At 62.4% G+C, this 26803-nt stretch carries 28 protein-coding genes and 3 pseudogenes; 9 read left to right on the forward strand and 22 right to left on the reverse strand.

What is annotated here, in order from left to right:
• Positions 1–67 precede the first annotated feature (67 nt).
• From LDL32_RS08985 to LDL32_RS08995, 3 genes and pseudogenes are all read left to right on the forward strand, one after another.
• Positions 68–1168: a Fic family protein gene (locus tag LDL32_RS08985; protein WP_233066088.1), complete on the forward strand. Its 1101-nt coding sequence runs from the start codon at positions 68–70 to the stop codon at positions 1166–1168.
• A 378-nt stretch (positions 1169–1546) separates the two neighbouring features.
• Entirely contained in the window at positions 1547–2992 is a 1446-nt protein-coding gene (locus LDL32_RS08990) for a tyrosine-type recombinase/integrase (RefSeq protein WP_233066090.1), read from the forward strand.
• Between the two features lie 86 nt (positions 2993–3078).
• Positions 3079–3618 (forward strand): annotated as a pseudogene (locus LDL32_RS08995) (2-dehydropantoate 2-reductase N-terminal domain-containing protein); the annotation flags it as partial.
• 31 nt (positions 3619–3649) lie between these two features.
• Here LDL32_RS08995 and tnpC read toward each other — a convergent pair.
• From tnpC to LDL32_RS09025, 6 genes and pseudogenes are all read right to left on the reverse strand, one after another.
• On the reverse strand, positions 3650–5260 hold the full coding sequence (gene tnpC / locus LDL32_RS09000) for an IS66 family transposase (protein WP_110548445.1): 1611 nt from the start codon (positions 5258–5260) through the stop codon (positions 3650–3652).
• A gap of 65 nt (positions 5261–5325) precedes the next feature.
• Positions 5326–5673 carry an IS66 family insertion sequence element accessory protein TnpB gene (gene tnpB / locus LDL32_RS09005; protein ID WP_039734451.1) on the reverse strand — a complete coding sequence of 116 codons (348 nt, stop codon included), beginning with the start codon at positions 5671–5673 and terminating at the stop codon, positions 5326–5328.
• Positions 5670–6071: an IS66-like element accessory protein TnpA gene (gene tnpA / locus LDL32_RS09010; protein WP_039732708.1), complete on the reverse strand. Its 402-nt coding sequence runs from the start codon at positions 6069–6071 to the stop codon at positions 5670–5672. Before tnpA ends, tnpB begins: the two co-directional genes overlap by 4 nt.
• A gap of 99 nt (positions 6072–6170) precedes the next feature.
• Positions 6171–6632: pseudogene (locus tag LDL32_RS09015) on the reverse strand (P-type conjugative transfer ATPase TrbB); the annotation flags it as partial.
• A 147-nt stretch (positions 6633–6779) separates the two neighbouring features.
• The gene (locus LDL32_RS09020; protein ID WP_233066094.1) at positions 6780–7211 is read right to left on the reverse strand and encodes a CopG family transcriptional regulator; all 432 of its coding nucleotides are present in this window, start codon (positions 7209–7211) and stop codon (positions 6780–6782) included.
• A gap of 7 nt (positions 7212–7218) precedes the next feature.
• A complete protein-coding gene (locus tag LDL32_RS09025) occupies positions 7219–9219 on the reverse strand; it encodes a conjugal transfer protein TraG (protein ID WP_233066096.1) in 2001 nt (666 codons plus the stop codon).
• Between the two features lie 398 nt (positions 9220–9617).
• On the opposite strand from LDL32_RS09025, the gene LDL32_RS09030 reads away from it, so the two are divergent.
• The 3 genes from LDL32_RS09030 to LDL32_RS09040 are packed head-to-tail and all read left to right on the forward strand — an operon-like array spanning position 9618 to position 11134.
• A complete protein-coding gene (locus LDL32_RS09030) occupies positions 9618–10040 on the forward strand; it encodes a hypothetical protein (RefSeq protein ID WP_012553469.1) in 423 nt (140 codons plus the stop codon).
• Between the two features lie 9 nt (positions 10041–10049).
• On the forward strand, positions 10050–10676 hold the full coding sequence (locus LDL32_RS09035) for a hypothetical protein (protein ID WP_233066098.1): 627 nt from the start codon (positions 10050–10052) through the stop codon (positions 10674–10676).
• Positions 10676–11134, forward strand: coding sequence for a gamma-glutamylcyclotransferase family protein (locus tag LDL32_RS09040; RefSeq protein WP_233066100.1), 459 nt, complete (start codon positions 10676–10678; stop codon positions 11132–11134). The genes LDL32_RS09035 and LDL32_RS09040 overlap by 1 nt, the downstream gene beginning before the upstream one ends.
• A 36-nt stretch (positions 11135–11170) precedes the next feature.
• Here LDL32_RS09040 and LDL32_RS09045 read toward each other — a convergent pair whose 3' ends face one another.
• Positions 11171–11863 carry an aspartate/glutamate racemase family protein gene (locus tag LDL32_RS09045; protein WP_233066102.1) on the reverse strand — a complete coding sequence of 231 codons (693 nt, stop codon included), beginning with the start codon at positions 11861–11863 and terminating at the stop codon, positions 11171–11173.
• A gap of 63 nt (positions 11864–11926) precedes the next feature.
• On the opposite strand from LDL32_RS09045, the gene LDL32_RS09050 reads away from it, so the two are divergent.
• Entirely contained in the window at positions 11927–12709 is a 783-nt protein-coding gene (locus LDL32_RS09050; RefSeq protein ID WP_233068794.1) for a helix-turn-helix domain-containing protein, read from the forward strand.
• Positions 12710–12825: 116 nt separating this feature from the next.
• Here LDL32_RS09050 and LDL32_RS09055 read toward each other — a convergent pair whose 3' ends face one another.
• From LDL32_RS09055 to LDL32_RS09105, 11 genes are all read right to left on the reverse strand, one after another.
• Positions 12826–13131 carry a hypothetical protein gene (locus LDL32_RS09055; protein WP_233066104.1) on the reverse strand — a complete coding sequence of 102 codons (306 nt, stop codon included), beginning with the start codon at positions 13129–13131 and terminating at the stop codon, positions 12826–12828.
• 192 nt (positions 13132–13323) lie between these two features.
• Positions 13324–15063, reverse strand: a complete 1740-nt coding sequence (locus tag LDL32_RS09060; protein WP_233066106.1) for a VirD2 family relaxase/mobilization nuclease — start codon at positions 15061–15063, stop codon at positions 13324–13326.
• Positions 15064–15256: 193 nt separating this feature from the next.
• Positions 15257–15940, reverse strand: a complete 684-nt coding sequence (locus LDL32_RS09065) for a lytic transglycosylase domain-containing protein (protein ID WP_370636759.1) — start codon at positions 15938–15940, stop codon at positions 15257–15259.
• Positions 15937–16278: a DUF736 domain-containing protein gene (locus tag LDL32_RS09070; protein ID WP_233066110.1), complete on the reverse strand. Its 342-nt coding sequence runs from the start codon at positions 16276–16278 to the stop codon at positions 15937–15939. Before LDL32_RS09070 ends, LDL32_RS09065 begins: the two co-directional genes overlap by 4 nt.
• Before the next feature lie 58 nt (positions 16279–16336).
• On the reverse strand, positions 16337–16966 hold the full coding sequence (locus LDL32_RS09075; protein WP_233066112.1) for a S26 family signal peptidase: 630 nt from the start codon (positions 16964–16966) through the stop codon (positions 16337–16339).
• Complete coding sequence (locus tag LDL32_RS09080; RefSeq protein WP_233066114.1) at positions 16963–17451, reverse strand: DUF2840 domain-containing protein; 489 nt, start codon at positions 17449–17451, stop codon at positions 16963–16965. Before LDL32_RS09080 ends, LDL32_RS09075 begins: the two co-directional genes overlap by 4 nt.
• Positions 17448–18521 carry a replication initiator protein A gene (locus LDL32_RS09085; protein ID WP_233066116.1) on the reverse strand — a complete coding sequence of 358 codons (1074 nt, stop codon included), beginning with the start codon at positions 18519–18521 and terminating at the stop codon, positions 17448–17450. The genes LDL32_RS09080 and LDL32_RS09085 overlap by 4 nt, the downstream gene beginning before the upstream one ends.
• Complete coding sequence (locus LDL32_RS09090; protein WP_233066118.1) at positions 18518–18817, reverse strand: AlpA family transcriptional regulator; 300 nt, start codon at positions 18815–18817, stop codon at positions 18518–18520. Before LDL32_RS09090 ends, LDL32_RS09085 begins: the two co-directional genes overlap by 4 nt.
• A 439-nt stretch (positions 18818–19256) precedes the next feature.
• Positions 19257–20423, reverse strand: a complete 1167-nt coding sequence (locus tag LDL32_RS09095; RefSeq protein ID WP_051672012.1) for an IS110 family transposase — start codon at positions 20421–20423, stop codon at positions 19257–19259.
• A gap of 64 nt (positions 20424–20487) precedes the next feature.
• A complete protein-coding gene (locus LDL32_RS09100) occupies positions 20488–20982 on the reverse strand; it encodes a DNA -binding domain-containing protein (RefSeq protein WP_233066120.1) in 495 nt (164 codons plus the stop codon).
• A 58-nt stretch (positions 20983–21040) separates the two neighbouring features.
• Positions 21041–21247, reverse strand: coding sequence for a transcriptional regulator domain-containing protein (locus tag LDL32_RS09105; RefSeq protein WP_233066122.1), 207 nt, complete (start codon positions 21245–21247; stop codon positions 21041–21043).
• A 271-nt stretch (positions 21248–21518) separates the two neighbouring features.
• On the opposite strand from LDL32_RS09105, the gene LDL32_RS09110 reads away from it, so the two are divergent.
• Positions 21519–21752, forward strand: a complete 234-nt coding sequence (locus LDL32_RS09110; RefSeq protein WP_045543497.1) for a helix-turn-helix domain-containing protein — start codon at positions 21519–21521, stop codon at positions 21750–21752.
• 26 nt (positions 21753–21778) lie between these two features.
• Here LDL32_RS09110 and LDL32_RS09115 read toward each other — a convergent pair whose 3' ends face one another.
• From LDL32_RS09115 to LDL32_RS09130, 4 genes and pseudogenes are all read right to left on the reverse strand, one after another.
• On the reverse strand, positions 21779–21934 hold the full coding sequence (locus LDL32_RS09115; protein ID WP_233066124.1) for a hypothetical protein: 156 nt from the start codon (positions 21932–21934) through the stop codon (positions 21779–21781).
• A gap of 337 nt (positions 21935–22271) precedes the next feature.
• Positions 22272–22595, reverse strand: coding sequence for a DUF736 domain-containing protein (locus tag LDL32_RS09120; protein WP_233066126.1), 324 nt, complete (start codon positions 22593–22595; stop codon positions 22272–22274).
• Positions 22596–23321: 726 nt separating this feature from the next.
• Positions 23322–24257, reverse strand: coding sequence for a DUF2493 domain-containing protein (locus LDL32_RS09125; RefSeq protein WP_233066128.1), 936 nt, complete (start codon positions 24255–24257; stop codon positions 23322–23324).
• Positions 24258–24573: 316 nt separating this feature from the next.
• Positions 24574–25311: pseudogene (locus LDL32_RS09130) on the reverse strand (toprim domain-containing protein); the annotation flags it as partial.
• 75 nt (positions 25312–25386) lie between these two features.
• Here LDL32_RS09130 and LDL32_RS09135 point away from each other — a divergent pair.
• Positions 25387–26553 carry an IS110 family transposase gene (locus LDL32_RS09135; protein ID WP_051672012.1) on the forward strand — a complete coding sequence of 389 codons (1167 nt, stop codon included), beginning with the start codon at positions 25387–25389 and terminating at the stop codon, positions 26551–26553.
• The last annotated feature ends 250 nt before the right edge of the window (positions 26554–26803 follow it).

Below are 26803 nucleotides of genomic sequence, written 5' to 3' on the forward strand. Positions count from 1 at the left end.
ATAGATTAGACTTCTATCAATCATAAAAATGCGATAGAATGATTGATAGAGCCTTGGGATATCAATCATGCTTTGGAATTGGCAGCTTCCGGACTGGCCACATTTTCACTTCGAGAAAAGCTGTCTGCGAGACGCCGAAACGGAGTTCCTGAAAGGTTCAGGCGTGGTCGTCGGTGCGATGCAGCATCTGGACAAAGACGCCAATCAGCATCTTGTCGTTCAACTCATGTCGCAAGAAACGGTCGAGAGCTCCGCTATTGAAGGCGAGGAGCTTGATCGGGCCAGTGTGCAATCGTCGATTGCGCGACACCTTGGCTTCGCCACAGACAGGCGACGTTCTACGCCAACTGAGGCTGGGGCCGCTGAATTGATGGCGGACCTCTATCGGCATTATGCGGCCCCTTTGACTGACCAGAGTCTCTTTGAGTGGCATGCCATGCTCATGAACGGTCGGCGAGATCTGGATGTCATTGGCAGATATCGGACGCATGCCGAGGCAATGCAGATTATCTCCGGCCCCATCCATGCGCCGCACATCCACTTCGAAGCCCCGCCATCTCGAAGCGTCCCTTCGGAGATGGCGCAGTTTATCGGCTGGTTTAACAGGACCGCCCCAGGCGGGATCGACCCCTTGCCCGCGATTGAGCGGGCTGCGATTGCGCATCTGTGGTTTGAGACCATTCATCCCTTTGAAGATGGAAATGGTCGCATCGGACGGGCTATTGCTGAAAAAGCATTGGCGCAAACCCTCGCAGCCCCAACGCTGACGGCGTTGGCCGCGACCATCAATACATACAAGAAAGCGTATTATCTCGAACTGCATCGGGCCAGCAAGACGAACCAGATAGAGAACTGGATGGTCTGGTTCTCTCAGGTCGTGTTGGAGGCGCAATCCCGCACGCTTCGGAACATCCGGTTTCTTATTGAGAAAACGCGGTTTCTGGATCGCTTACGCGGAAAACTGAACATTCGTCAGGAGAAGGCCCTGCTTCGAATGCTGGCAGAAGGGCCTGATGGTTTTCAAGGTGGCCTGAGTGCCCAGAATTATCGGTCGATTACAGGGGCGACGTCTGCCACGGCGACGCGTGATCTGGTTGATCTGGTGGCGCTTGATGCTCTTATTCGGACAGGAGAAAACCGGTATGCCCGGTATTCTCTTCGTCTCTGACAAACATGTAGTTTACTGTTCAGCCACGAAAAAACCTTCAAGGTCGCTGCTTATGGACGCGGATAATCTGACAGAGCTCCCGACCGCGCTGGATAGCATTTTCTGCCACGATTAACTGGACGGTGCCAAATAGGTGGTTGGTAAAATAGGATTTCTGTTCCCATTCATGAGGCATTTCGACAAAAATCCCAAAATGCGCTTGTTCCAGAGCCTTTCCACCCTACCTGCCTGTCTGCCCCTCCCCTGCTGCCCGCGTAGCGGTCGGCTCTGTCCTGCCGAACCGATCGCCCAGCCTAGGCCGGGCCAGCGGAAAAGAGGCAGGGGCGACCCCGGTCACCTTTTCTGCACCCAGGGGTCTTCGGACCGGGAAAGCCGGTCATGCTGAGCGACATCCGCATCCTCGGCTCCAGCAGGCGCGCGCAGGCCGCGCTGCACGCCCGCGTTGACCATTTGACACGACAGCGTCTGGCCGAGACACAGGACCCGGCGCGCTGGCGCGAAATCCTCTCGACCGCGCGGTTCACCCCGCCCCTGCCCCTGCTTCTGGCGGGCATCGAATTGCCGGACGGTAGCTATTCCCCGGATATCCCCCTCGCCCAGGGCGTGCCATATGCGTCGGCTGCCCAGCAGATGGCTCAGGACCATGTTGGCAATGCCCCATCGGGGTTTGAACTGGCCGTCGGACTGGAAATTGATGACGGCACGCCCAGCTTCCTGGCCTGGTTCCGACCGCTCCAGTCCGTAGGGTCCTGTCCCGAGACGTCAGACGCAGCGCCTCCTGCACCCGTCGGCCAGCCGGCAGCTACCGTCGCGCAATGGTTTTCCGTCGTCTCGACGCAACCTGTACCCGAACATGATGGCCGCCTTGCCACCGCCCGTCAGGCGGCTGATGCCTATATGCACCGCAGCAAGGCCGGGAACACGCTACGCACCTATCGTGCCGCCGTGCGATCCTGGTGCCAGTGGGCTGCTGGCCATACCCTGCCCGCCCTGCCAGCCCGCGGCGAAGATGTCGCCGCCTATCTGGCCGACATGGCGCTGCAGGGGCGCAGGACCAGCACTATCGACCTGCACCGTGCAGCCCTGCGCTACCTGCACCACCTGGCGCAGATTGCCGTGCCAACCTCTCACCCGATGGTGACCGCAACCCTCGCCGGCATCCGTCGGGAAGCCAAGGAGGCCCTGCCCCGCCAGAAAACCGCGCTCACCTGGGACAGGCTGGTCCGGGTCGTCGATACCATCAGTCCACATGATCTGGTCGGCGCGCGGGACCGGGCCATTCTGCTCCTCGGTTTTGCCGGCGCGTTCCGACGCTCCGAGCTTGCCGCACTGAAAGTGGACGACATCACGATGGACGAGGATGGCATGCAGATCCGGCTGGGCCGGTCCAAGGGGGATCCCCAGCGCAAGGGCGCGCTGATCGGCATCCCGCGGGGCCTGACCCGGAACTGCCCGGTTCTGGCGTACGAAGTCTGGCTCCGGCAGGCCGGGATCGCGGAAGGTCCCGTCTTCCGCCGCATCTGGTCCGCACGGGGTCACAGGGCGGGAGTTACTCCCGTCGGGGTGCTGCCCAGGATCGGGCCGCACGCCCTGTCGGACCGGGCGGTCACGGACATCATCCGCAAACGATGCGGTGACATCCACCTTGAGGGGGACTTTGGCGGGCACAGCCTGCGCCGTGGCGCCATCACCACAGGGGCAAAAGACGGGTATGACCTTCTGGAACTGAAGCGCTTCTCGCGACATAAAAGTCTCCAGGTCGTCGAGACCTATATCGACGAGGCCAGCATCAAGGCCCGGCACCCGGGAAGGTCGAGATTCTGAGCCTGTCTTGACCCCTGCCTCCAGAGCGCTTCAACTCGCCTTCAACCGCAACACGTCAGGACGGACTAAAGCGAGGAAACAGAGTGATGGGTTCCAGAATTCTTGTTGTCGGCGCGGGCGCGGTGGGTGGGTATTTTGGCGCCCGCATGGCCAGCGCCGGGCATGACGTGACCTTTCTGGTGCGGGAAAGACGCCTGCAGCAGCTCCGTGCCGAGGACCTGTGCCTGATCAGTTCCATTGGCAACGTCACCATCACCCCCCGGATGGTGATGGCCGGTGAGATTGACGATCCCTACGACATCATCCTGCTCAGCGTAAAAGCCTATTCCCTGATGGCGGCAATGGACGATTTCGCGCCTGCGGCGGGACCGCAGACATGGATTGTCCCGCTGCTCAACGGCATGCAGCATCTTGATATTCTGGCAGAGCGCTTTGGACCTGCTGCGGTCATGGGGGGCACATGCTTTGTCGTCAGCAGGCTTGATGCGCAGGGGCACATTGTCCAGACGGGTTCCCTTCCCCGGCTTTCGGTGGGGGAGCGGGACGGTAGTGATACGCCAGCGGCGCGCAGTATTGCGGAAACCCTGTCGGGGTCCGGATTTGAAACGGTGTGTTCCGCCCACATCCGTAACCATCCGGCGAGAGACGCGGGCGTGATCAGGCAGCGACGTTATTCTCGCCTTGAGCAATGGGTTTCCAATGCCAGGGCAGGAGTTCATGGAGGCGTGGGTTGGGAGTGTCGTTGATGCGGGCGAGCACATCGGCGAGCCATGCCTGAGGATCGACCTCGTTCAGGCGGCAGGTGACGACGAGGGAATACATGGCGGCGGCTCTTTCACCGCCACGATCGGAGCCGGCGAACAGCCAGGCTTTTCTCCCCAGTGCGATACCCCGGATTGCGCGTTCCGCCGCGTTATTCGTCAGACAGATCCGACCGTCTTCCAGAAATACCGTGAATGTATCGCCCCGTCTGAGAATATAGTTCATTGCCTGGGCGATGGGGTTTTTGGACGACATGCGCCGGCAGGTATCGCGCATCCAGTCGAGCAACTCCTCGACCAGCGGGGCGATGCTCTCCTTGCGGATCTCCAGCCGATGTGCGGCGGAGCTGCCGTTGATCGCGCGTTCGGCGTCGAATATGGCGTCGATCCGGCGCACGGCCTCTATGGCGAGTGGCGCCTTGTCCTTTTCGGCAATCTTGAACAGTCCCCGGCGTCCATGCGCCCAGCAGCCGGCCGGAACAACAGGCGCGGGCTGGCGTCCCGGCTTTGCCAGGTGGGTGTATCCGCCATAGGCGTCTGATTGCAGGATTCCGGTCCAGCCGGTGAGATGGTCGGCCGGATGTTCACCTTTGCGGTCTCGGGAGTAGCGGAACCACACGGCTGGGGGCGCGAGGCCGCCAAATGGGGCATCGTCGCGCACGTAATTCCACAACCGTCCGGTCACGGTGCGCCCCCTGGCCAGCACGGGCACTGTGGTATCGTCCGCATGCAGACGCCGGGCTGCCAGCACATGTGCCCGGATCAGCGCGGTAAGGGGCGCCAGCGTCGCCGTGCAGGCCCCCACCCAGTCGGCCAGCGTCGAGGTATCGAGATCGATCCCCTCACGGGCAAATGCGGCGCTCTGCCGGTTCAGCGGCAGATGCTGCAGGAACTTGTCGCACAGGATGCCCGCAAGCAGCTTTGGCCCGGCCCGTCCGCGCGCGATCGGGTGGAAAGGTGCCGGGGGCTGGATGATGTTCTCGCAGTCGCGGCAGGTGAATTTCTCGCGTATCGTCTGAATCACCTTGAACTGGCGCGGGATCACCTCCAGCGTCTCGGTGACGCTCTCCCCCAGTTTGCTCAGGCGCTCGCCGCCACAGCACGGGCAATGTGTCGGCACGGGGATGACGACCCGTTCGCGCGGGAGATCGGCGCGCAACGGCTGGCGACCGTGATTGCGCCGGGGCGCTGTCGCCCGCACGGCAGGATCCGGAGCGTTTTCCGGCGCATCCTCGGCGTGCGCCGTCTCCAGATCTTCCAGTTCGAGTTCGAACTGGGCCAGCAGACGGCGCCCCCGCTCCGATGAGGCCCCGAAACGGTCCTGGCGCATCCGCGCAATGAGGTGCTTGAGATGGGCGATCTGCGCCTCGGCGCTGATCGCTCGGGTTTCAGCGGCAGTGGCCCGGGTTTCGGCAGAAGACGCCCGGAATTCGGCGACCTGAGCGCGCGCCTCGACCGCGGCAAGTGCCGCGCGCAGGGCCATCATCTCGTCCGTGTCTCCCGTCATGAAGACAGTTGACCACATGGGCGCTCAAAAGAGTACCAGTATATGCTGATCTGGCGCAGTTTTTATTATCCCGCCAGTTCGGGTCTCCAGGTTTTCTGCGGGTTTCTCCAGTCGATCCCTTCCAGCAGGCAACTTAATTGTGACGGGGAAAGATGGATCACCCCGTCCCTGGCCGAGGGCCAGAGGAAATGCCCACGCTCGATCCGCTTCGCATATAATGACAGGCCTACGCCATCGTGCCAGATCAGTTTCACCAGGTCGCCGCGCTTTCCCCTGAAGACATAAACGTCGCCGGCGAAAGGATCACGACCCAGCGTTTCCTGGACTTTCAGGGCCAGCCCGGGCATCCCGAGGCGCATATCGGTCACGCCGGCCGCCAGCCATATCCTCAGCGTGGAGGGAAGCGGAATCATGACCGCAGCGCGCCCACAATCTCACGCAGACGATCAGCGGACAGCCCCGTGTCGAATTCGAGCCGCACACCGTCCGGAAAGACCACGCTGACCGCTCGGCCAGGCGGCGTTCCCTGTTCGCTTCGACGCTCCAATGCCTGCGGCTGAGGTGCCGGAGCCACCATGACAGGCACGAACGATGTTCCGCCCTGCGCTTTGGCCCGGGCCTCTCGCCGCCACCGAAACACCAGGCTTGGATGAACACCATACTGTGCAGCCACCTCCCTTACGGGGCGCCGGCTCTCGTAGGACGCGATGACCACGCGCGCGCGAAATTCAGGGGCGTGCCAGCGGCGGCGATCTGAAACGATCTCGATCCGCGAGGCTTCCGCCAGCCTGTCTCGCTCTCCTGCCTCCATACCGCTCCCTTGGAGCCTCTCTGCGGTACTACCTGCGACACTCGCAGGTAGTACCGCGTCTCTATCTCTTGAATCGCTCATGATTCATAGCTGAACCAGAATAGAAATATTCAGCAAGGCGGCAGTCGCCGGGTGCTTACGAAACGCCGCCTGCTCTTCTGTCATGATCCCGGCTTCGACATAGTCATCGAGGGTGAACACGGCGACGGCGGGCTTGCGGATCGCGAAACTGGGCGCCGTCACCACAGGCGGGAGCAATCCCTCGAACCGTTCCCCGGTTGGCAGTTCCGCCGACACACGCGGGGCCGCGTCATGCACCTCCGCCCCGACATGATGCGCGACCAGACGCACGATGCGCTCCGCATCGGCGGGCGCGATCGTCTCGCCCGTGTCGGACAAGCCCTCTGACAGCCGGTCGATCCACAGCCGCCCGTCCGGGTTGAGCATCACCTCGACCACGGCAGGATCCGCCAGATGCGCCGCGATCGCCGACCCCATGGCGGTGCGCAGCATCGAAATGCCGCGCATCCGGGCGCCGCTCTCAATCGGTGTGACCGCCATGGAAATCCCCGTCCGTTCAGGTCATCCGGCCTCTCCGGACGACGACGGGGACAATTAGAGAGTGCTGTTTTCTCCCGTTTTCAACAGCATTTTCCTGCGATCGTACAGGATCGTAACGGATGCGGTTTTTACTTGCGGATCGCGGGATCAGGATTCCGATGTGGGAGGCACATCCTCCGGGATCTCATGCCGGAAAAATGGCCCCCGACTGAGTCGCCGCCCAAGGGCGGCCACGAATGCCTCATAGCGTTCCGCCCCCTGCGCCCGCGCAGCTGCGGCCGCAGGTTCAGGGAAGGGCGGGCTGACCGTCATCCAGTAGCGGATAAACAGAGCCAGCGTCTCAAGGCTGATCCCGAGATCGCGCTCCATGCGGGCGACCTGCCGGTCGAGGCGGTCCAGCCTGCGGCTCATCGCCGCTTCCCGCCGCTCATCGGCATCGGGAGAGAGAAAGGACGCGATGGCCGCTTCCGCCACCAGGGACAGGGACAGATCGCGCCGAGCGGCATGCGCGGTCAGGGCATCCAGCAGCTTCGGTTCCAGATAGACCGACAGCCGCGCCTTCTTCGGGGATGTTCTCATCACGCCCTCACAGCCCAAGGTCATTGCCACGGTCGAGGCCGACCTGCCGGGCGATCCGCGTCAGGTCGGCACGATCCCGTGCTTCCGGATCCGGTGGCAGTTCCTCGCCAAACAGATCGGGGGCGGTGCGCTTCCTGTGTTTGGCGGGATCCGCCGGATCATGCTCGCGCGACCATTTCCGTCCCGTGCCGAGGGATTCATCACTATCGGCGTCGTCGGGCTGGTCGGGCGCTGCTGACGGTGCCGTCTCCTCCGGTGACGGGGTGGCAGGAGATGGACGGTCACACCAGTCATCAGGCCGGACCGGCCGTGGCAGTTGCGCCGGATCAGGCGGCGGCAGGATACGCTCGACAAAACGGCGATCCCGGAAATACCGCGCCTTCCGTGCCCGGATCGGCGGACAGCCCGCCACCATGACCACCTCATCCCGTGCCGGGATCTGCATGACCTCGCCCACCGTCATCAGGGGCCGCGCGCTTTCCTGACGCGAAACCATGAGATGCCCCAGCCAGGGCGACAGCCGGTGCCCGGCATAGTTCTTCTGCGACCGGATCTCGGTGGCCACCCCCAGACCATCGGACACGCGCTTCGCGGTGCGTTCATCGTTCGTGGCGAAGGATACCCGGACATGGCAATTATCGAGAATGCTGTTGTTCTGGCCATAGGCCTTGTCGATCTGATTGAGGGACTGCGCGATCAGAAACGCCTTGATCCCGTAGCCCGCCATGAAGGCCAGCGCGCTCTCGAAGAAGTCCAGACGGCCGAGGGCGGGAAACTCGTCGAGCATCAGCAGTAGGCGACGACGCCCCTTCCGGCCGGACAGATCCTCCGTCAACCGCCGCCCGATCTGGTTGAGAAGCAGGCGGATCAGCGGCTTGGTGCGGCTGATATCCGAGGGTGGGATAACAAAATACAGCGAGACGGGCCGCCCTCCCTCCAACAGGTCGCCGATCCGCCATTCGCAGTGACTGGTCACGGTGGCCACCACCGGATCGCGATAGAGGCCGAGAAACGACATGGCGGTGGACAGCACGCCGGAGCGCTCGTTGTCCGACTTGTTCAGCAATTCCCGTGCGGCCGACGCCACGACGGGGTGAGGCCCTGCCTTCCCGAGATGCGGTGTCCGCATCATGGCGGACAGGGTCGCCTCGATCGACCGCTTCGGGTCGGAGAGGAATTTCGCCACCCCGGCGAGGGTCTTGTCGTCCTCGGCATAGAGCACATGCAGGATAGCTCCGACCAGCAGGGCATGGGAGGTTTTCTCCCAATGGTTGCGCCGTTCCAGCGAGCCTTCGGGATCGACCAGGATGTCGGCGATGTTCTGCACGTCACGAACTTCCGACGCCCCGCGCCGGACCTCCAGCAGTGGGTTATAGGCCGAGGACGCCGGATTGGTGGGGTCGAACAGCAGTACCCGCCCGAAGCGGTTACGGAAACCGGCTGTAATCTGCCAGTTCTCGCCCTTGATGTCATGAATAATAGCCGAACCTGGCCAGGTCAGGAGTGTGGGGATCACCATGCCTACACCCTTGCCGGTGCGGGTGGGCGCGAAAGTCAGGACGTGCTCGGGACCATCGTGTCGGAGATAGACCCGGCGGTATTTGCCCAGCACCACGCCGTCCTCGCCCAGCAGCCCGGCGGCACTGATTTCCGCGTCCTCAGCCCAGCGGGCAGAGCCATAGGTCGCGGCCCGCTTCGCCTCGCGGGCGCGATGGACGGACAGCGCCACAGCGGCCGCGAAGGCTAGCACACCGCCCGATCCCGCAATCCAGGCGCCGCGCGTGAACACCGCCGGGGCGTAGGCGTCGAACTCGTACCACCACCAGAAAAACAGCGGCGGGGCATAGACCGGCCAGCGATGCAGGATCGTGAACCACGGTCGTCCGAGTTCCGGCTGGAACGCCAGTTCCCAGGCCGTCCATTGTGTCGCCGTCCACCAGGACAGTACGATCATGGCCAGGACCACGAGCGCCTGTCCCCACTGGATACGTGTTCCCGGCTGGTCCATCGATCCCTCCCCTTGTCATGGGAGACAGCGAAGAACCGGGATTTTCCCGTGTGCAAGCATGATCCGGTACCCATCGTACCGGAGGGGGCAGGAGCGAAAAAATACTTGCGCGTTGCGGTCTACAGCCAAACCCGCCCATCATGCGCGGGATATCTCTCGGAAGGAATCGAGCCATGACTGGACCGCAGAACCCGCCTCGGTCTGACGACGCCGTTGATCAACTAGGCACGGAGGAACGGAGGAAGCTCGACCCTGTGATTGATGCACTGAACGCATTGCACTTGCAGCACGGCTTCCTGAGCGATGAATTCCCGACGCTTTGAGCCGGGCGATCTCCACTTGAATCGTGCATATGTCGGACATTTATGGTAGAAACGTCCGACATAAGGGAGACTCCGATGGCACATACGAGCCGACAGCAAGGTGCTACCAAATCCGGTGTGACTGCACCGGCCAGCATCGGTCCTGCTGCCCGCCCGGCGCGCCGGCGTGGGAAAACCAGCCAGCCGACCGTGGAAAGCGACATTATACGGGTGTTCAAAAGCAAGGCGTTCGCGAGCCTGATGGCGCGCGATCCGTCGGTTGCACGCGCGGTTGTCTTCCTGACGCACCAGGGTGTCGTCACCGGCGTCCGCTCGAAGAAGATTTCCACGCGTGTCGATCCCGGCGTGATGGATGCAGCCCGGAAGCGGTTCGGACTGACCAACGATGCCGACGTCATCAACGCCAGCCTGGCGATGGCGGCAGCGCCAGATCGGTTCAAGACATGGCTCATGGAGAGCCAGGACACGGTCACGGACGATTTTGAACTCGCGGTATAAGCATTCATCGTGAAGACGCCAGCAGGATCGCGCGGCAACGAAACCGCCGCCGACATTGCACGACAGCATGACCCCGACGCCTATGCACGGGCGATGGCACGCCGACCCGACACAGAGCTTCCGTTCGACATCACGGCCCAGCCGCCGGACCTGCCGGTCATGCTCGACACGAATTTCTATCTGCGACGCCTTCAGGGAAAGCTCGCGCCGGATCTGGCTGCCTTCGTGGCCAGCCGGAGGATTCTGCATAGCGGCGTCGCATGTAGCGAGCTTGCCATCAGCGCAGGCATCCTCGATCCGACTCATCCCGCCACGCCGCACAACCGCAAAGTCGTGCTGGATATGCTCGACACGATCGACCGAACGGATATCGTGGCCCCCAGCGCGGAAACCTGGGCCGAAGCGGGCATGATCGCCGGTATTCTGGCTCGGACGCAGCATCTCGCAAAGCCCAAGAGCACGCTGACGTCAGCGGAAGCGTGCTGCCAGGAGGGCCTGCGCCGGAAGCTGATTAATGACACACTGCTCTTCCTCAACGCCCGCGAGCAAAATGCCATCCTGGTGTCGATGAACCGTCGCGATATGGATCTCCTTCTCCGTTTCCGGCCGGACACCAGCGTTCTGCTATTCCGCTGATGGCGGCACTGGAACCAGAGCGAACAAAAATTGAAGTGAGAGCGGACATGATTTCACGTCACATTTCGATTTTCTTCTACGGCCTGTTCATGGATGCGGATGTTCTTCGAACGAAAGGCTTTGAACCCGCGAACCCTCGACCGGCTGAGGTCGCGGGAATGGCGCTTCGTATTGGAAAGCGCGCTACTCTTGTCCCTGACATATCTGGTTCAGTGCATGGAATCGTCATGGACCTGACTCACAACGATATCGACCGTCTTTACGCCGACGAAAGCGTCGCCTCATACCGGCCAGAAGCTGTCTTGGCCCGCCTCTCCGATAGCACAAGCATCGCAGCCCTTTGTTTCAATCTGCCGATACCTCCGGAAAGAGGCGTCACCAGCAATGAGTATCGCGAAAAACTCCGCGAAGTTGGCCGCAAAGTCGGCCTACCTGCCCACTATACCGACGGACTGTGAAACCTAATCGAGACATCCGAACGACAATGACGCTTCTCAGTCCAGCATCCAGGAAACGCCCATATCAGCATGAATCGCGGTGGTATCAAAAATCGGCAAGTCTATATCGTCCTGAGAGATAAGCATGGCGATCTCCGTGCATCCAAGAATGACACTATCGGCCCCTTCCGTCTGCATTCGGCGGACGGCATTTCTATAATGCTCTCGGCTTTCATCGCGTATGATACCCCGGCAAAGTTCTTCATAGATAATGCGATGAATGCCGATCCGCGCATCCCCATCGGGAATCCTGGCCGTGATCCCGAACAAATCGCGCAGGCGTTTCGTGTAGAATTCGCGCTCCATCGTGAAACGGGTCGCAAGAAGCACGGGGTGTTTGCAGCCGGCGCGTTGCAACGCTTCACCGGTTGCGTCCGCGATATGCAGTGCCGGGATCTCCGCCGCCTGTTCGATGGCCTCATGGAGACAATGCATGGTGTTGCTACAGATCAGCAATGCCTCAGCGCCTGACCGTTTCAAATGCTGACCGGCCCGGCTTAACTGCTCTGTGAGCGCCGACCAGTCATCTTCACGTTGACGTTCCGCGATCGGCGCGAAATCCGGAGACCAGAGCAGCGAGGGGGCCGAGTGCAGACCACCCTTTCGCGCCCGGACGCCCTCGTTCAGCAGCCGATAGTAGATCGCCGTGCTTTCCCAGCTCATTCCACCCAGAAGACCAAGAACGCGCATTTTCTTCTCCTTTTCCTGTCCGTGACCGTTACTATCGAAGCCAGGGGACGGGTCTTGAACAAAATGCACATGGTGAAAACGGTCAGAAGGCTTGAGACAGAAAACTGGGTGGTCGAGTTGTGGCCCAAGGCGGCCTACGATGTGCAGGCAACCTCTGATCGCGCTGTGATCGGCTTCGCCTTCGAGGCGCAGAGCGGCATGGATGCGATCGGAACCGGGAAGGCGCGCTCCTTCCTGCGACGCCCCAATACCTTGTCCTGGGTGCCAGGCAAATGTCCGGTGTTTTCCCGCTCGGACGAAGGCGGCGAATACCTCGTCCTGCGCGGTATGCCGTCCGTCATGATCGGACATCGGGAGGCCGGGGAGCGGCCTTTGAACGCCATTGTCGACCCGGACGCCGTGGCGGCCGCCTGTTCATTGCGGCGCAGGCTGCTCTCCGGGGAACGGGAGATCGCGTCGGAACCGGATATCCTCGCCGCCGTCCTCCTCCGTCATTTCACTTCCGGGAAGGCTGCTGCACCCTGGATCACGGCGGCTCGTTTGGCCGCGATCGACAGGTTGATCGACCGTCACATGGGCGAACGGTTGGCAATTGCCCGACTGGCAGCGGAGCTTGAATTGTCCGTTGGATTTCTGGTTCGGGCTTTCCGGCAAAGCCTCGGCGTAACGCCGCATCGCTATGTCATGGAACGACGCCTCGCCCAAGCTCGACGGCTACTTGACGCCGGGTGTCCTATTGCGGACACCGCCGCCGAATGTGGGTTCGCCGATCAGGCGCATCTGACGCGCCATTTGAAGCGCTCTACCGGGGTCACGCCAGCGTACTATGAGCGTATGGAGAAATGAGAGGACAAAATATCAAGCAGCTGCCGCCTTCCAGACTATTTCGACATAGTTGTTTTTGAAGCCGAGGGTCGCTCCTGGCAAACGCTCACGCTGGATCTTGCCGTATGGGGGCGATGCTAAGTCCTGTTCTGCTTGTTGGCGCGCTCCAGGAACTTTATAGCTTCGTCGAAAATTGGAAGGCCAACGGGAGACTGCTCGAATGACGCCTCCCGATCCGCCCTCACGCCACTCAGGACGTCCGTTATGAGGCCCGGCTGTGCTTCATCAAGCCTTTGCAGAATACAGAGCAAGACGTACGACACGGCTTGCAGCTTTATCTCGGTCTCACCAAGCTCTTTCGGCATGACGGTCTCCCAAACAATTAGAAGATAATGCGATTCGACGGCGTGGCAACTGAGAATAATATAGGCTTTCTCGACCAACCGACCAGGCTGCCCTCGCTGCGAAGAAGCCGCTCCTTTGCAACCCTGTCTAGGACCGTTTTGGAGTCAGCTTGAGACGTTTAAGTATCTCTTATGGGCGTGTAACTGTTGACCATCTGAGCCTGATTAAAGGGTAACTTATGTCGGCTTGATGCTCCAAAGCAGGAGGCCCGTAATCCCTGTCCTTCCTGGTCATAGACCCAGCCCCCGTTTGCGCGCGAATGACCAGTCAATCCCACCGTCCTCGCGCATGATGCCTGACACCTCCCGCCCGCGCTGCTTTTCCAGCGACGGCGACCATGGCACCAGTTCAAACCCCAGCCCGTCGTCGATCATCGCGAACCGCCCCGACGCCAGGTTGAAACGCTGGCGATAGGTGCCGGTGACGGGATCGCCCTCGCCGCTCCGCCGGAAGGGCATTCCTGACGTCCCGGCGAGGCTCCGGCCCAGCGTCTCCAACTCCCGCTGGCGCAGTGTGGCAATCAGGTTCCGGGCGTAGCGAATGTTTCCGCCGTCACGACTGGCCAAACCCTGCTCCACCAAATGGTCCGCCCGCTTCTCCATCGCCACTTTGACATCGGCACCGAACCCAGTGGAGGCCAGGACAAGAGGCTCCCGCGTGATGGCCTGCCGGTCGAGCCAGGTCACGCCCTCCGCCGTCACCTGCCGCTCCAGCGTGACGTCCGAGCGCACGGCCAGCGCGACACGGTCACGTCCCTGTTTGTCGGTGAAACGCCGCAGTTCCACGATGGAACCGACGGCCCCATCACCTGCGGCTTCGAGGTGCGGCAGGCGGACATGGTGCGTGCGTCCGTCAATCCCGTCGATCACCGCATAGGCCGTGCCGCGCAGTTCATCGTCGAGGCCGCGATCAACCAGCCGGCCGATAAGGGGATCGGTGGTGTCCTGTCCCGCCAGCACCCAGGAGGACGCGGCGCGGTCGATCTTCTGCTCCGCCAGCCCCCGGTGGATCCGTTTGATGATGTCGTTGCGCTCGCTGATCTCCCGCAGGGTTGCCTCCGCGCTCTCGTCCATCCGCCAGCGATCCGGCCCGACCTGGTGCGCCAGCCCCATCGTCTCCAGACGGCGCAGGCGCCCCAACTTCACGGTGGCGAAGGCGTCCGGCGTTTCGCCCGGCGCGCGTCCGAGATCGATGACACCATCCTCTCCGGCGTCCTTCTGAAGCTGACGGTCAAGCTGGGTCCAGCGGTCGGCATTCACCTGCCGCTCGACCGCATGGTGGATGTCGTGATCCGTGCGTGGCCCGAGTTCCAGCGTCACCAGATCCTGGGCACGAGCACGCATTCCCTCGCGGATGTAATCGCGCGCGATCACCAGGTCGGAACCGTCCTCCGCAACGCCTCGGACGATGACGTGCAAATGGGGATGCGCGGTGTTCCAGTGATCGACGGCGACCCAGTCGAGTTTCGTGCCGAGATCGGACTCCATCTGCCCCATCAGATCCCGCGCAAAGGCGCGCAGGTCCGACATCTCCGGCGCATCCTCTGGCGAGACGATGAAGCGGAAATGATGGCGGTCGCCATCGCAGCGTTCGGCGAAGTCCGAGGCGCGGATATCGTCGCTGTCCTTCCCGAACAGGCGCGCATCCTCCCCGTCCCGCGTCACGCCCTCCCGGCGGAGATAGCGAAGATGAGCCGCCAGTGGTGTGGCGCGCGGCGCATGTCGCACGACGCGGGCCTTGATCACGACGCCCCGCGAGCGGCTGGTCAGCAGGCGATTGGCCGCATGGGCGGCGGCCCGCCCCCGCCCGAAACTGGAGCGCCGTCCGGAACTGATTTTCCCCGCGCGGGAGACCCTGCCACCGGCCCTTTGCACGGACGCCAGCACCTGCGTCACGAAAGGCCGACCCTGCCGGGCGCGGGTAGAACGGATGCGCCCCGGCCGAACCCGGAATTCTTCATCTCCGTTCATGAAAAATGTCCTGCACCGCGCGAAAGATCGCGCCGGATCAAAGAGATGACACCTTGTCGCGAGGTGCGGGAAATCCACGCACCTCGCGACAAGACTTCAAAAACCCCGGAAAACAGCCACCCCAACCGAGCCGCGATGTGCGGCCTTTTATCCAGCCCTAACTTTTTCTGTCCTTTTCGGGGGTTTTCAGGATTCACATCCCCTGCTCCGACCCCTGTGTCGAACCCACTCCGGGCACGCTGCGGGCATGACCTGCGACGAGCGCAGACGGAGTAAAAATCGCCTGCCCGGATCGGCTTAAAAAAATGCCCTGAGAGGACGATGGAAACGCACTTTCGCTGCCGGAAATGAAGAGCGTGGCGGAGGTCCAGTCACGCGCGGGAGCGACGGAAAAATGCACGCCGAGCGCCGGGTCATCGATCAGCCGGGCGACAGACGCGACATAGGACATCGTCTCACCAGGCAATGGCCGGCCGGTCGCCAGATGGTCGTCATAACGACGGGGACCAGCGTTGTAGGCGGCAAGAAATCCCGCATCGCCGTAGCGGTCATGCAGCCATCGCAGATAGGCTGCTCCGGCCGCAATATTGTCGTGCGGATCGAAGGGATCAGCACCGAGATTGAGCGCGCGCCGGACATCCTTCCATGTGCCCGGCATGAGCTGCATCAGGCCCATCGCACCGGCGCCCGAAACCGCGTGGGGATCGCCAGCACTTTCGGCTTGCAGGACGGCCCGCACCCACGTCGCCGGAATCCCGTTTTGCCCCGCCGCCCGCCGCACCAGATCATCCCAACCCTGCGCCCGGACGGTGGTCGGCGAGAGCGGCAGCGCGAGCATGGCCAGCACGCCGGCGGACATGAAAAACCGGACACTCATTCCCGACCAACTGGACGTTTTGCAGGCCGGTTCCAGACCAGTTGCCACTCACGCCCGCCGCGCCCAGCCTGGAACAGCGTGGCGCGGATTGGCTGCATGAAACTGGGATCGTCGAGGAGCACGGAAACATACTCGCCGGCACGTTCCCCAGTGCGCGTCCATCCGGCACCGATCTCCAATGCTGAATCGCCATCACCAAGATGGATGCGGTAATCGGGGGCATGTTCCGCACCGTTATTTTCCGCTGGCGCGAAGGTCAGTTCGGCATCCAGCGACAGGGTGCGCACGCGCCCGGCGAAACCATCAGCGGTGCGGGTAAAAAATCCGATCTGGCTCATGGGAAAAATCCTTTCGTAAATGGTAAGGATGATGGAAAATCCGTGTGTCTTACGATCGTCATTCGATCGGCGGTTCGCTCTGTTTCATGGGCATCATGGGGGGCGCCAGAAGCGGTCGCTTCTGGATCAGAGCGCCGGGTTCCGGAAGGGGATCGAAATGCGGCGGAGGCAATTCGGCCTTGCCTGTGCGCACATGCACCGGCACTGCGCGACCGATCACTGTTTCCATCGGCAGGACACCGAAATACCGCCCATCCAGACTGGTCGGCACGGCGGCGTTCATGACGAACACCTGCCCCGCTCCGAGACGTTGGCATCCCTGCCAGACCGGCAGCTTGCGGCCACGATGATCGACGGGTTTTGCATCGCCGACCGGTTTCCCGTCGATGGTGACATACACGCCGTTACGGCAGACGTTCTGCCCCGCGAGTGCCGCCACCGGCTTGAGCAACGGTACGCCGAAAGGCAGGTAGCCGCGCGCCGCCAGCAGTGTCGCCTCGCGCTCCGGCAGGCGGATGGCGACAATATCGTCGACACGGACGGGTATCGTGGGCTGGATGCGATACAGGCCCACCGGAACGCTGGCCGTTTCATTCCAGACCCAGCGCGGTGTGGGATGAAACGCCAGCGAGGCACCCACGCCGAGCACGGCGAAATACGTGGTGAAGAACCAGGCGCGCCGGGTCATGACGCAGCCCTCCTGCGCAGCCACGCCTCGTGGCGCTCCCGCGTGTAGGGGCGAGGCTCCTGCGCTGCCGTGAGACGGTGATGCAGGTGCTGCCAGTGATCGGGACAGGCAGCGGTGGGATCGATCCCCAGCGCCTCCACGCCGTCAATCGCCTCCAGCACCCGACGCACTTTTGGCCAGCCGCTCTGGCGCAGCAGGCTCTCGCCGCCGGGCCGCACGAAGGGCACGGTCTGGCAGGCTTCGCCCGCCCTGACGGCGCGCACGATGTCGATGCAGGACACGACGGTCCCGAAATCGTTCGCGGCCCACCGGATGAAGGCGAACACGCTGTCCGGCGTGAAGCTCATCAGCCTGCGCCGACGGTCGAGAATGCGATCCTCTATGGGATGACCGAACCGGACCCAGTGCTCGATGCGCTTCTCGATCCAGGTCAGTTCGACCGTGGTGAGCACATCGCCCCGTGGTCGGAAAGAACAGTCGGTCATGGGACACCGACCATGCGATCCGCGACCGCTTCCCGAGCCTCTTTTTCCCGCCTCACCGGGGCTGTCGGGAAGGTGTCCGAAGGGCCGGAATCCCCATCTATATAAGTTATTATATAAGTTATATAAGTTACGGGGACGATTTCACATTTAAGAACAATGGGTTGCGGCGTTTTTCGCCAACGGTCCGACGATGAATCCGCCAACGGTCCCACGATATGATGCGCCGTTGGTCCGACGACAGAATTCACATCGTTATCCACAGATCCTGTGGATTGACTCGTTGGAGCGGCGCATAAAACTCCCAGTTTTCCGCCAGAAATGACACGAAACGTGTAACCTGGAACCGTATGACGGATGGCGATGGCACGGATTTTCGCGGCGAAGTCACGACGCCGGGTCAGGCTACCCGAGCGCGCATGCAGGTCCGCCAGATCGAAGCGCCAGCCATCCTTCTGCCGCCCGGCATGGCGTCGGGCCAGGCGGTAAAGCCACCGCTCCAGACCGCCGCCAAGGCGGAAATAAGCGGGATCGACGCTCAGGACGCGGGACCGGTCACAGGCTCCCTCCATCAGCCAGTCCGCCAGCGTCAGGGCCACGCCCTCCTCACGGGTGATGCGGAGGCCGCTGATCCAGGTAAACGACTTCTCCCGCCAGTCCGCGCCATGGCGGATGCTGGTAGCGACGGTCGTGGCCGCCAGACGCCCAAGCGCGCCGTGCAGGCGCCGATACTCGTTCGCCCCCGTCGCCCAACCCAGATCCTGGAACAGACGCCAGGGCGTGAAGCGCACATGGCGCGATACCCACAGGTCGTGGTTCAGGGCATCGACGATCTGTCCGGTCAGCCAAAGCAGCACGTCCGCATCCCAGATCGTGGCCATGCCCGATCCGTCCGGTGCCGATACCGTCACACTGGCATGCCGCGCCTCGTAATCGACGGGGATGACACGCGGCGTTTTCCCCAACGGGAAGAACGGGCGTCCCATCAGATCGCGGACGTCGCGAGGCCGTGCCGCCCCCGTGACCACGAAGCGCCGGTCGGGCTGGCGCCAGCTATCGGCGGCCGGCATCATCGCCCGGCACCCCGCTGCTGGGCTTTGCGAGCCCTGGCCTGCAAGCGGATGATATAGGCGCGGGGATCGGACGGCATAGGGATGCCACCACCGTCCCCGGTCGAAAGCCGGACGTTCAGGTCGGCCCAGGCGCAGAGGTCTTCGACGGCATAGACGATCCGGCCGCCGAGTTGGCGGTAGAGGGGACCGGTGCCGCAACTCCGGTGTTTTTCGAGGGTGCGTATGGACAGGCCAACGAAATTGGCCGCGTCCGGGGTGCGCAGATAGCGCGGTGGCAATGTCGGCTGGACACGCATGAGATGTTCCTCCCGTTGGATCGGGCCGCGTGCGGAATGTCGCGGCTCATGGGAGGACGCTGCCGGAGAATGGGCTGTGGGGAGGGATGACAAAGTTCAGGCCGCCAGACTGTCACCCCCCTGCTTCAGCCCCTCACATGAGGAGTTTCACGTCAATGGCCACTTTCACTGCGAGATCATTTTTTCTTCTCCGTGTTTTGGATCCATGGTCTGAGCCTGTTTAACGACTACCGGCGCGATGCCGCACCTGTAGAACCTCACATCCGGTCGCCGCTCGCGCGCGGCAGCACCACTATCCCGCATTCGGGGCAAAGGCTCAGGAGAACGGGACCATTCTGAAAGGTCGGCATTGCAAGCCATGGGGCCGATCGGTCCGTTCACCTGGATCCACAGGACTGATCAGGTCCTGGGGATGGGGTTTATGTCTGTGGTGTTTCCATCAGCGGGACGCCGGATGCGCGCCATCGATAACGACACCACTCGTGACATATTTCCAGAGCGCAACAAGAAGCTTGCGGGCCAGGGCAACGATCGCCGTTTTGCGGCTCCGGTTACTTCTTGCGCCCACGTGTTCATGGAACCACTGCGCCAGCGCGGTGTCAGGCTGGTAGCGGAGCCACAGCCAGGCAAGCTGGATCATGGCCGTGCGCAGGCGCGGATTACCGGATTTCGAGACGCCTTGTTCACGGTCGATCGATCCGCTTTTCCACGGCGAAGGCGCCAGACCGGCATAAGCCGCGACCTGCCGCCTGTTGTCGAAATGCCGGAACAGTCCTTCCTGCGTCAGAACGGTGGCAAACTCGGCGCCAATCCCTCTGAGACCCTGCAACAGGACAACTGGCGAACATTGATTGTTGTCATTCACTTTTGCCAATTCGTCCCGTTCGCTCTCAACCATTTTAATCTGTTCCATGAGAAGTTCGATGCGGTCCAGTTCTCGTCCGATCTGCGCCTTGAGATGCTTCGGCAAGGGATGACCATCGCCCGTTCGCAACTCGTCGAGACAGGCACGCCGATCCCGTCGCAGCGGCCGGTAACCTCGAATGCCCTGGCTCAGCAGCAGGCCCTGGACGCGGTTGATATGCCGCGTGCGCTCGCCCACCAGAACCTTACGCTCCCGACTGAGACGTCGGCGGTCTTCCTCTTCCCGTGATGGAGGGCGGACCATTGAGCAGACCCGTGCCTCTCCGCGTTTGAACGCCAGCAGCGTACGGACCAGCATCTCCCCGTCGATACGATCCGTCTTTGCACGCCGGTGCTTGCGGGGAACTGCGATCGACGCCGCATCGACGACATGGCTCTCGATCCAGTCCTCCTGCTTCAAGGCTCTATCGATCCAGAATCCATCCAATCCGGCTTCCTGAATCACCACAAGCGGAAAAAGTCTTCCTTCCCGAGCGCGGGCCTTGTCACGAAGACTAGTGAAACAGCCGAACAGGCCCGCAATATCGCCACCTTGAACCGAGTGGCGCGACATCTTCTCGCTTCCGGGTGAGAGCGATGTGACCAGCCAACTCGATTTTCCAAGTTCCAGTGAAACGAAGATCGCGCCAAGATCAACGCGGATAGCGACCGGGGTCGTGGGATGATCAGATGCCTCGAGCATGGTTCTGCCCTCCAGAGAGTTTCAGCAAGCACACTCTGACACGGCGCGGCTCGCTATCCACTCCTCATGGAATCTGAAGGAGGGCAATGTGGCCGCCATTCAGATAGAACCCGGCTCCATCGAGATCGCGGTAGAAAGCACGGTGCCACGAACTGGCGCGCCATTCATTGCGGGACAGGTGCAGGATGCGCTCGCCGTAGATGCCCGCCGCGATCCGGCGTGTCGCCAGTCCCATGCGCCGACCTTCGGCGATGCAAAGCATGCGGATCTGGCGGAGTCTCTGCTGGGGGCTCAGGCGCAAGACGGATGAAATTGGGCCAGGTAATTGACCGGCAAGTAGACGGCCGAAGCGCGCGACGCAGGCCAGACGGGCCGCGAGGTGTCCATCATCGATGACGAACCAGGTTCCTGGCGCATCAGGCTGCCGATCGACGACAATGACGATACGCAGCGGACCAGAATCGCCGTCCAGCACGAGGTGGATGCCATCGGGACCGTCATGTCGTGCCCGTGCGTATGGCGCGAGACGAGACAGGATGTCACCCTCATCACCACGCACGGCGACCTCCGGCGCGATGTCCGGATCCCAGAAAGCGGGGGCAAGCCAGGCGGGGAGATCAGGATCGACTGGGAAAACGCAACCCCCAGCGACGGGCAAAAGCGCGCCATGCCTCGGCATCCGCCTTGCCCGTCGTCATGATTGCTGCATGGTCGTCTCTGTAAGCGGGGTTGCGCCGCAGCCATTCCTGGGCGAGACCAGCAGGGTCGAGCCCGGCGAAGGCGCGACGAAGGGGTGCGGCATCCCACGGCCGGATTGTCGGCACGTCCCCCTCCCCCGATATATCATGGATTCGACCCAGTATCCGGTGCGAACCCGAAACGGGTAGTCCCGAAGACTCAGAGAGGTGATCCCGAAAATTTCCGAACTGATCGGAATTATTTGGAGGGAGATTGAGGATTTAGGCCGCGCGTGCGGGAAAGATCGGTTTTTCCGGCATTACGTGATGCGTGCGGGACATCACTACGGTGGGAGAGAAACCGTCCGTGTATTATAATACGTAGCGCGATAATACACAAATCGTTCCTATCCTGCGGATGGACATCCGAGGACTTTTCGGCGCGAACGTGAGGCGCCTGCGACGCGCCGCCGGTCTCAGCCAGGAGGCCCTGGCGGAACGGATGGGCGTGGACCGCGCCTATATCAGCTGGATCGAGACAGGACGCCAGAACGCAACGCTGCTCTCGCTGTGGCATGCGTCGCAGGCGCTGGGCGTGCGGCCGGCCGCGCTACTGGACGAAAGCCATTTCCCGACGGACGATCAGAAATAGGCTTCCTCACCCTACCGTATCCGCCCTCAATGGGGCGGTGGCGGCCTGTGTGATTCGATACGGGTCTGTTGTGCAAGCGCCTCTTTCAGTTCTCGCTCGATCTGCCGGCACTCGCGACGGCTGAGATGAAAGCTGCTCAGTTCGGCGCGCAGCATCTGGATATGGTCGTGTAGCGTGGTCATCGTCCTGCTCCTTTCGTTTCTCGAAGACAGGACGGACGGCTCATGCCGGGGCGGACTGGGTCAGGGATCGCCGCAGGCGACCGGCTTGCCGGCGCGTGGGGGAGCCGATTTTGTCTGGCGTGCCCGAAGGGTGCGTCGGGCAAAATTGGGGGCACCGCGCGTCCTTGACGCGGTTTGCCCTCGCGCATGGTACAATGGGAAGGCTGAGGGAAAGCCTCTTGTTCTTCCTGCGTCTCACGTCGGGCGACCAGCACGATCGCCCGCGCCCTGGAAGAACCCGCCAGAAAACCCGGAAGGCCCCGCCCGGAGAGACCGGGCGGGGTTGGTCGTGGGAGGTTCAGTCCCCGTTCCGGCTGCGGGGCCGGGTCCAGATAAGGGAGTAGCCCTCGCCTTCCTCGTCGGTGAACAGGTTGGCGAAGATCGGGGCGGCGAAGGAAGGATCATCCAGCTTCAGGCTCAGATAGGTGCGCCCTTCGCTGGAGCGGCGGGTCCAGGCCGCACCGAGTTCAATCCTGCCCAGATAGACGCGGTAGTTGGGGGCGTTGTCGTTAGGACGGTTGGTTTCCGCCACCAGCCGGACGTTGCGGGCCTGCAGGGCCAGGGTGACGATTTCGCCTTCGAAGCCTTCGCCCACTTTCTTGAAGGAACCGATGTTAGCCATTGTCGTATCTCCATGCTGTTATCGGGCCGCGACCACCGTGGCCTCGATGGCGATCGACCAGCCGGAGGCGAGCGGCAGAGCACCCCGCAGGGGCCGCAGCGCAGCGGAGGACGGCAGGGCCGGAACTTTCTTGGCTCGCGAGGAATGACGGCGCAGCCGTCAGGGGAAGAAAGTTTTGGAACGCCGTTGCGGCCAGCCGATCGAGGCGTAGCCGGTCTTCGGCTAGATCAGCCATCCAACAGAGGCCATGGTGTGCGGACCCGCAGCCTCAAGGAGATACGATGCCAGCATGACCGGTCCACAAAGGTGGGGCCATGCTGTCTGGAGCGAAATTGTCTCTGCCCGTTAAAGGGCTCTGCAAAAGCTGGTGGTCGTTTCCACAGCCAATCCGGCATTATGCCCATCATCCGCGCCTGTTTATGGGCACGTCCGCGCCGCGTCGCATGGCCCTGCCCCCAGCACAGCGCGCTCCATCGAGGCAGTCTGGACGATCCCTCTTTCGCCACTGCTGTCCTGACCATGTCACCGATGACAAAAGCAGGGCCTTTCCCCCATGGACCATGCCTGCAACAGGAATGGGAACAGCCCCTGATCCATCCCGTCGGTCTTTCCGGGCGGACCCTTCCGGGCGCAGGTAGACATGCTTCGGTCAGGTAGGCCCGCTGGAAACAGGGAGCCCAACGTTATGCTGGAGTTCGCATCCATGAACAGACCGGATACTGGCGCTCACGCGCCAGCCTCCTTGTGGAACCTCCAGACCGGGATGCACATCTGCTTCGCCTTGTCGGCCAGATTGTCCTGAATGCCAGATCCGGGGAACACCATGACACCGATGGGCAGGACCTTCAGCAGGGCGTCGTTGCGCCGGAACGGCGCCGCTTTGCCATGTCGGTTCCAGTCCGGCTTGAAGGCGATCTGGGCGACCTGCCGATGATCGGCCCAGCGGGAGGCGATGAATTCCGCCCCCTTGGGTGAGCCACCATGCAGCAGCACCATGTCGGGATGCTTCTCCCGCACCTTGTCCAGACGCGTCCAGATCAGATGGTGGTCCTCGTAATCAGGGCCGCCCGTGACCGCGATCTTGGGGCCGGCCGGCACCAGCAGTTCCGTTTCAGCTTTCCTGCGGGCGTTGAGAAAATCGCGGCTGTCGATCATGGACGCCGTCATGGTGCTGCGGCTGACCAGCGAGCCGGAGCGTGGCCGCCAGAGCGAGAGGGTCAGGCGTTCGAACTGGTCGCAGGCGAGATCGCGGAAGATCTCGTAAGCGTTGCGTCGCTCCAGCAAAGTCAGCCCCTCGGCAATGAGGCGCTCCAGTTCCACCGAGCGGATTTCGCTGCCATCCTGTTCCTGCTGGCTGCGTTTCTGCGCCGCCTCGTTGCGATCAAGATCACGCTCCACCTGCCCGACCATGCGGTGGAAGACATTGACCGTGGACCAGAGCAGCGGTTCGAGATCAGGTTCCAGCCGCGTGTCGGTCAGCGTGGCGGACAGGGCATCGAAGACATCCGCGACAGTTCCCTCGATCTGGCTGGCGTCAGGCAGCGGCCTTGGGTCCGGCTCATCCTCGAATGGACGGTGGCCGTAAAGCTGGAGTTCCGCCAGCACATCGGCGGTGGAAGATGTGGCGTGGGCGGGTTCGAAATCGTCCTGTGTGCGGGTCATGGGTCTGTCCTCCGGTTCTGGCCGCGCCCCTCGCGGCCTTTACGGGGGCGGATAGCGGCAGACGAAGGCCGGGCCGGAACCGCGCATCGCGCGGCCGGAACGCAGTGAAGGATGGCAGGGAGACGGCTATTTTGCTTCGCGATGCAAAGCGCGGCACGCGCGGCGGAAAATAGCCGTCTCCGCCATTGAAGGCCCGGTCTGGCTGACGCCCGCTCCCCTTCCTGAAAGGCCGCGGGCGCGCCCCATCCGGAAAGCAGGACAGCCCCCACACCACGCCGGAAAGAAGATGACCCTCACACCCTCTTCCCGGCCCGCCTCAGTGCGTGACCGGATGCAGGAACCGCGCCACGTCCTGAGGGGCAAGCTGGGGATGCAGGATCGCCCGCATCGCCCCACGCCCGAGGTAGCGGAGATCATCATTGAAATCCGCCAGACGCGGTGACAGCACAAGGCACTCGATCCCGGCTTCCTGCGTCCGGGCCTGCAGGGTCGTCACCGCATGGTCCCCGGCCGGGTCGTCATCGCGCAGCACGTAGAGGCGGCGCAGCATGGACGGAAACGCCATGGCGGCGAGATGCGCCGAGGACATGCAGGCGGCCAGTGGCAGAGCGGGCATGATCTCATGGAGCGACAGCGCCGTCTCGATCCCCTCGCCTGCCGCCAGAACGTCGGACATCGCGCCAAAGCGCACGGCGTGGCCGAGCAGGTCGCCCATGGCCCGACGGGGCATGGCGACGGGGGCCTTGCCCTTTCCGTCCCGCGCCAGCCAGGTGCGATGGACGCCTGTAACGCGGCTATCAAGGTTGGTGACGGCGGCAATCAGCGCGGGCCAGGTCTCGGTCGAACTGTCGGCATCGGCCCGGTAGTAGCAATCCGGGTGAAAACGCAGGGATGAAAGGTCTGACAGGCGTGTCAGGTCACGATGCCGCAGCCAGGTTTCCGCCAGAGTGCCGGCGATCGGGCGGGACATGGACCAGAGCCGACGTGCGGCGTCTGCGGTGCCAGATGCCTGCCCGGAAGTATCCTGGCTGAACGCATGGGAACGGCCGCGATCAGATTCCATGAGGAGTGGATAGCGAGCCGCGCCGTGTCAGAGTGTGCTTGCTGAAACTCTCTGGAGGGCAGAACCATGCTCGAGGCATCTGATCATCCCACGACCCCGGTCGCTATCCGCGTTGATCTTGGCGCGATCTTCGTTTCACTGGAACTTGGAAAATCGAGTTGGCTGGTCACATCGCTCTCACCCGGAAGCGAGAAGATGTCGCGCCACTCGGTTCAAGGTGGCGATATTGCGGGCCTGTTCGGCTGTTTCACTAGTCTTCGTGACAAGGCCCGCGCTCGGGAAGGAAGACTTTTTCCGCTTGTGGTGATTCAGGAAGCCGGATTGGATGGATTCTGGATCGATAGAGCCTTGAAGCAGGAGGACTGGATCGAGAGCCATGTCGTCGATGCGGCGTCGATCGCAGTTCCCCGCAAGCACCGGCGTGCAAAGACGGATCGTATCGACGGGGAGATGCTGGTCCGTACGCTGCTGGCGTTCAAACGCGGAGAGGCACGGGTCTGCTCAATGGTCCGCCCTCCATCACGGGAAGAGGAAGACCGCCGACGTCTCAGTCGGGAGCGTAAGGTTCTGGTGGGCGAGCGCACGCGGCATATCAACCGCGTCCAGGGCCTGCTGCTGAGCCAGGGCATTCGAGGTTACCGGCCGCTGCGACGGGATCGGCGTGCCTGTCTCGACGAGTTGCGAACGGGCGATGGTCATCCCTTGCCGAAGCATCTCAAGGCGCAGATCGGACGAGAACTGGACCGCATCGAACTTCTCATGGAACAGATTAAAATGGTTGAGAGCGAACGGGACGAATTGGCAAAAGTGAATGACAACAATCAATGTTCGCCAGTTGTCCTGTTGCAGGGTCTCAGAGGGATTGGCGCCGAGTTTGCCACCGTTCTGACGCAGGAAGGACTGTTCCGGCATTTCGACAACAGGCGGCAGGTCGCGGCTTATGCCGGTCTGGCGCCTTCGCCGTGGAAAAGCGGATCGATCGACCGTGAACAAGGCGTCTCGAAATCCGGTAATCCGCGCCTGCGCACGGCCATGATCCAGCTTGCCTGGCTGTGGCTCCGCTACCAGCCTGACACCGCGCTGGCGCAGTGGTTCCATGAACACGTGGGCGCAAGAAGTAACCGGAGCCGCAAAACGGCGATCGTTGCCCTGGCCCGCAAGCTTCTTGTTGCGCTCTGGAAATATGTCACGAGTGGTGTCGTTATCGATGGCGCGCATCCGGCGTCCCGCTGATGGAAACACCACAGACATAAACCCCATCCCCAGGACCTGATCAGTCCTGTGGATCCAGGTGAACGGACCGATCGGCCCCATGGCTTGCAATGCCGACCTTTCAGAATGGTCCCGTTCTCCTGAGCCTTTGCCCCGAATGCGGGATAGTGGTGCTGCCGCGCGCGAGCGGCGACCGGATGTGAGGTTCTACAGGTGCGGCATCGCGCCGGTAGTCGTTAAACAGGCTCAGACCATGGATCCAAAACACGGA

The sequence above is a fragment of the Komagataeibacter sp. FNDCF1 genome (assembly GCF_021295335.1).
Classification (GTDB): domain Bacteria; phylum Pseudomonadota; class Alphaproteobacteria; order Acetobacterales; family Acetobacteraceae; genus Komagataeibacter.

Excerpts from the sequence above, each read along its gene's own strand:
- LDL32_RS08985 (WP_233066088.1), top strand. The coding sequence starts at position 68 with ATGCTTTGGAATTGGCAGCTTCCGGACTGGCCACATTTTCACTTCGAG.
- LDL32_RS08990 (WP_233066090.1), top strand. The coding sequence starts at position 1,547 with ATGCTGAGCGACATCCGCATCCTCGGCTCCAGCAGGCGCGCGCAGGCC.
- tnpC (WP_110548445.1), bottom strand. The coding sequence starts at position 5,260 with ATGACGGGAGACACGGACGAGATGATGGCCCTGCGCGCGGCACTTGCC.
- tnpB (WP_039734451.1), bottom strand. The coding sequence starts at position 5,673 with ATGATTCCGCTTCCCTCCACGCTGAGGATATGGCTGGCGGCCGGCGTG.
- tnpA (WP_039732708.1), bottom strand. The coding sequence starts at position 6,071 with ATGGAGGCAGGAGAGCGAGACAGGCTGGCGGAAGCCTCGCGGATCGAG.
- LDL32_RS09020 (WP_233066094.1), bottom strand. The coding sequence starts at position 7,211 with ATGAGAACATCCCCGAAGAAGGCGCGGCTGTCGGTCTATCTGGAACCG.
- LDL32_RS09025 (WP_233066096.1), bottom strand. The coding sequence starts at position 9,219 with ATGGACCAGCCGGGAACACGTATCCAGTGGGGACAGGCGCTCGTGGTC.
- LDL32_RS09030 (WP_012553469.1), top strand. The coding sequence starts at position 9,618 with ATGGCACATACGAGCCGACAGCAAGGTGCTACCAAATCCGGTGTGACT.
- LDL32_RS09040 (WP_233066100.1), top strand. The coding sequence starts at position 10,676 with ATGGCGGCACTGGAACCAGAGCGAACAAAAATTGAAGTGAGAGCGGAC.
- LDL32_RS09045 (WP_233066102.1), bottom strand. The coding sequence starts at position 11,863 with ATGCGCGTTCTTGGTCTTCTGGGTGGAATGAGCTGGGAAAGCACGGCG.
- LDL32_RS09050 (WP_233068794.1), top strand. The coding sequence starts at position 11,927 with ATGCACATGGTGAAAACGGTCAGAAGGCTTGAGACAGAAAACTGGGTG.
- LDL32_RS09060 (WP_233066106.1), bottom strand. The coding sequence starts at position 15,063 with ATGAACGGAGATGAAGAATTCCGGGTTCGGCCGGGGCGCATCCGTTCT.
- LDL32_RS09065 (WP_370636759.1), bottom strand. The coding sequence starts at position 15,940 with ATGAGTGTCCGGTTTTTCATGTCCGCCGGCGTGCTGGCCATGCTCGCG.
- LDL32_RS09070 (WP_233066110.1), bottom strand. The coding sequence starts at position 16,278 with ATGAGCCAGATCGGATTTTTTACCCGCACCGCTGATGGTTTCGCCGGG.
- LDL32_RS09075 (WP_233066112.1), bottom strand. The coding sequence starts at position 16,966 with ATGACCCGGCGCGCCTGGTTCTTCACCACGTATTTCGCCGTGCTCGGC.
- LDL32_RS09080 (WP_233066114.1), bottom strand. The coding sequence starts at position 17,451 with ATGACCGACTGTTCTTTCCGACCACGGGGCGATGTGCTCACCACGGTC.
- LDL32_RS09085 (WP_233066116.1), bottom strand. The coding sequence starts at position 18,521 with ATGATGCCGGCCGCCGATAGCTGGCGCCAGCCCGACCGGCGCTTCGTG.
- LDL32_RS09090 (WP_233066118.1), bottom strand. The coding sequence starts at position 18,817 with ATGCGTGTCCAGCCGACATTGCCACCGCGCTATCTGCGCACCCCGGAC.
- LDL32_RS09095 (WP_051672012.1), bottom strand. The coding sequence starts at position 20,423 with ATGCTCGAGGCATCTGATCATCCCACGACCCCGGTCGCTATCCGCGTT.
- LDL32_RS09110 (WP_045543497.1), top strand. The coding sequence starts at position 21,519 with ATGGACATCCGAGGACTTTTCGGCGCGAACGTGAGGCGCCTGCGACGC.
- LDL32_RS09115 (WP_233066124.1), bottom strand. The coding sequence starts at position 21,934 with ATGACCACGCTACACGACCATATCCAGATGCTGCGCGCCGAACTGAGC.
- LDL32_RS09120 (WP_233066126.1), bottom strand. The coding sequence starts at position 22,595 with ATGGCTAACATCGGTTCCTTCAAGAAAGTGGGCGAAGGCTTCGAAGGC.
- LDL32_RS09125 (WP_233066128.1), bottom strand. The coding sequence starts at position 24,257 with ATGACCCGCACACAGGACGATTTCGAACCCGCCCACGCCACATCTTCC.
- LDL32_RS09135 (WP_051672012.1), top strand. The coding sequence starts at position 25,387 with ATGCTCGAGGCATCTGATCATCCCACGACCCCGGTCGCTATCCGCGTT.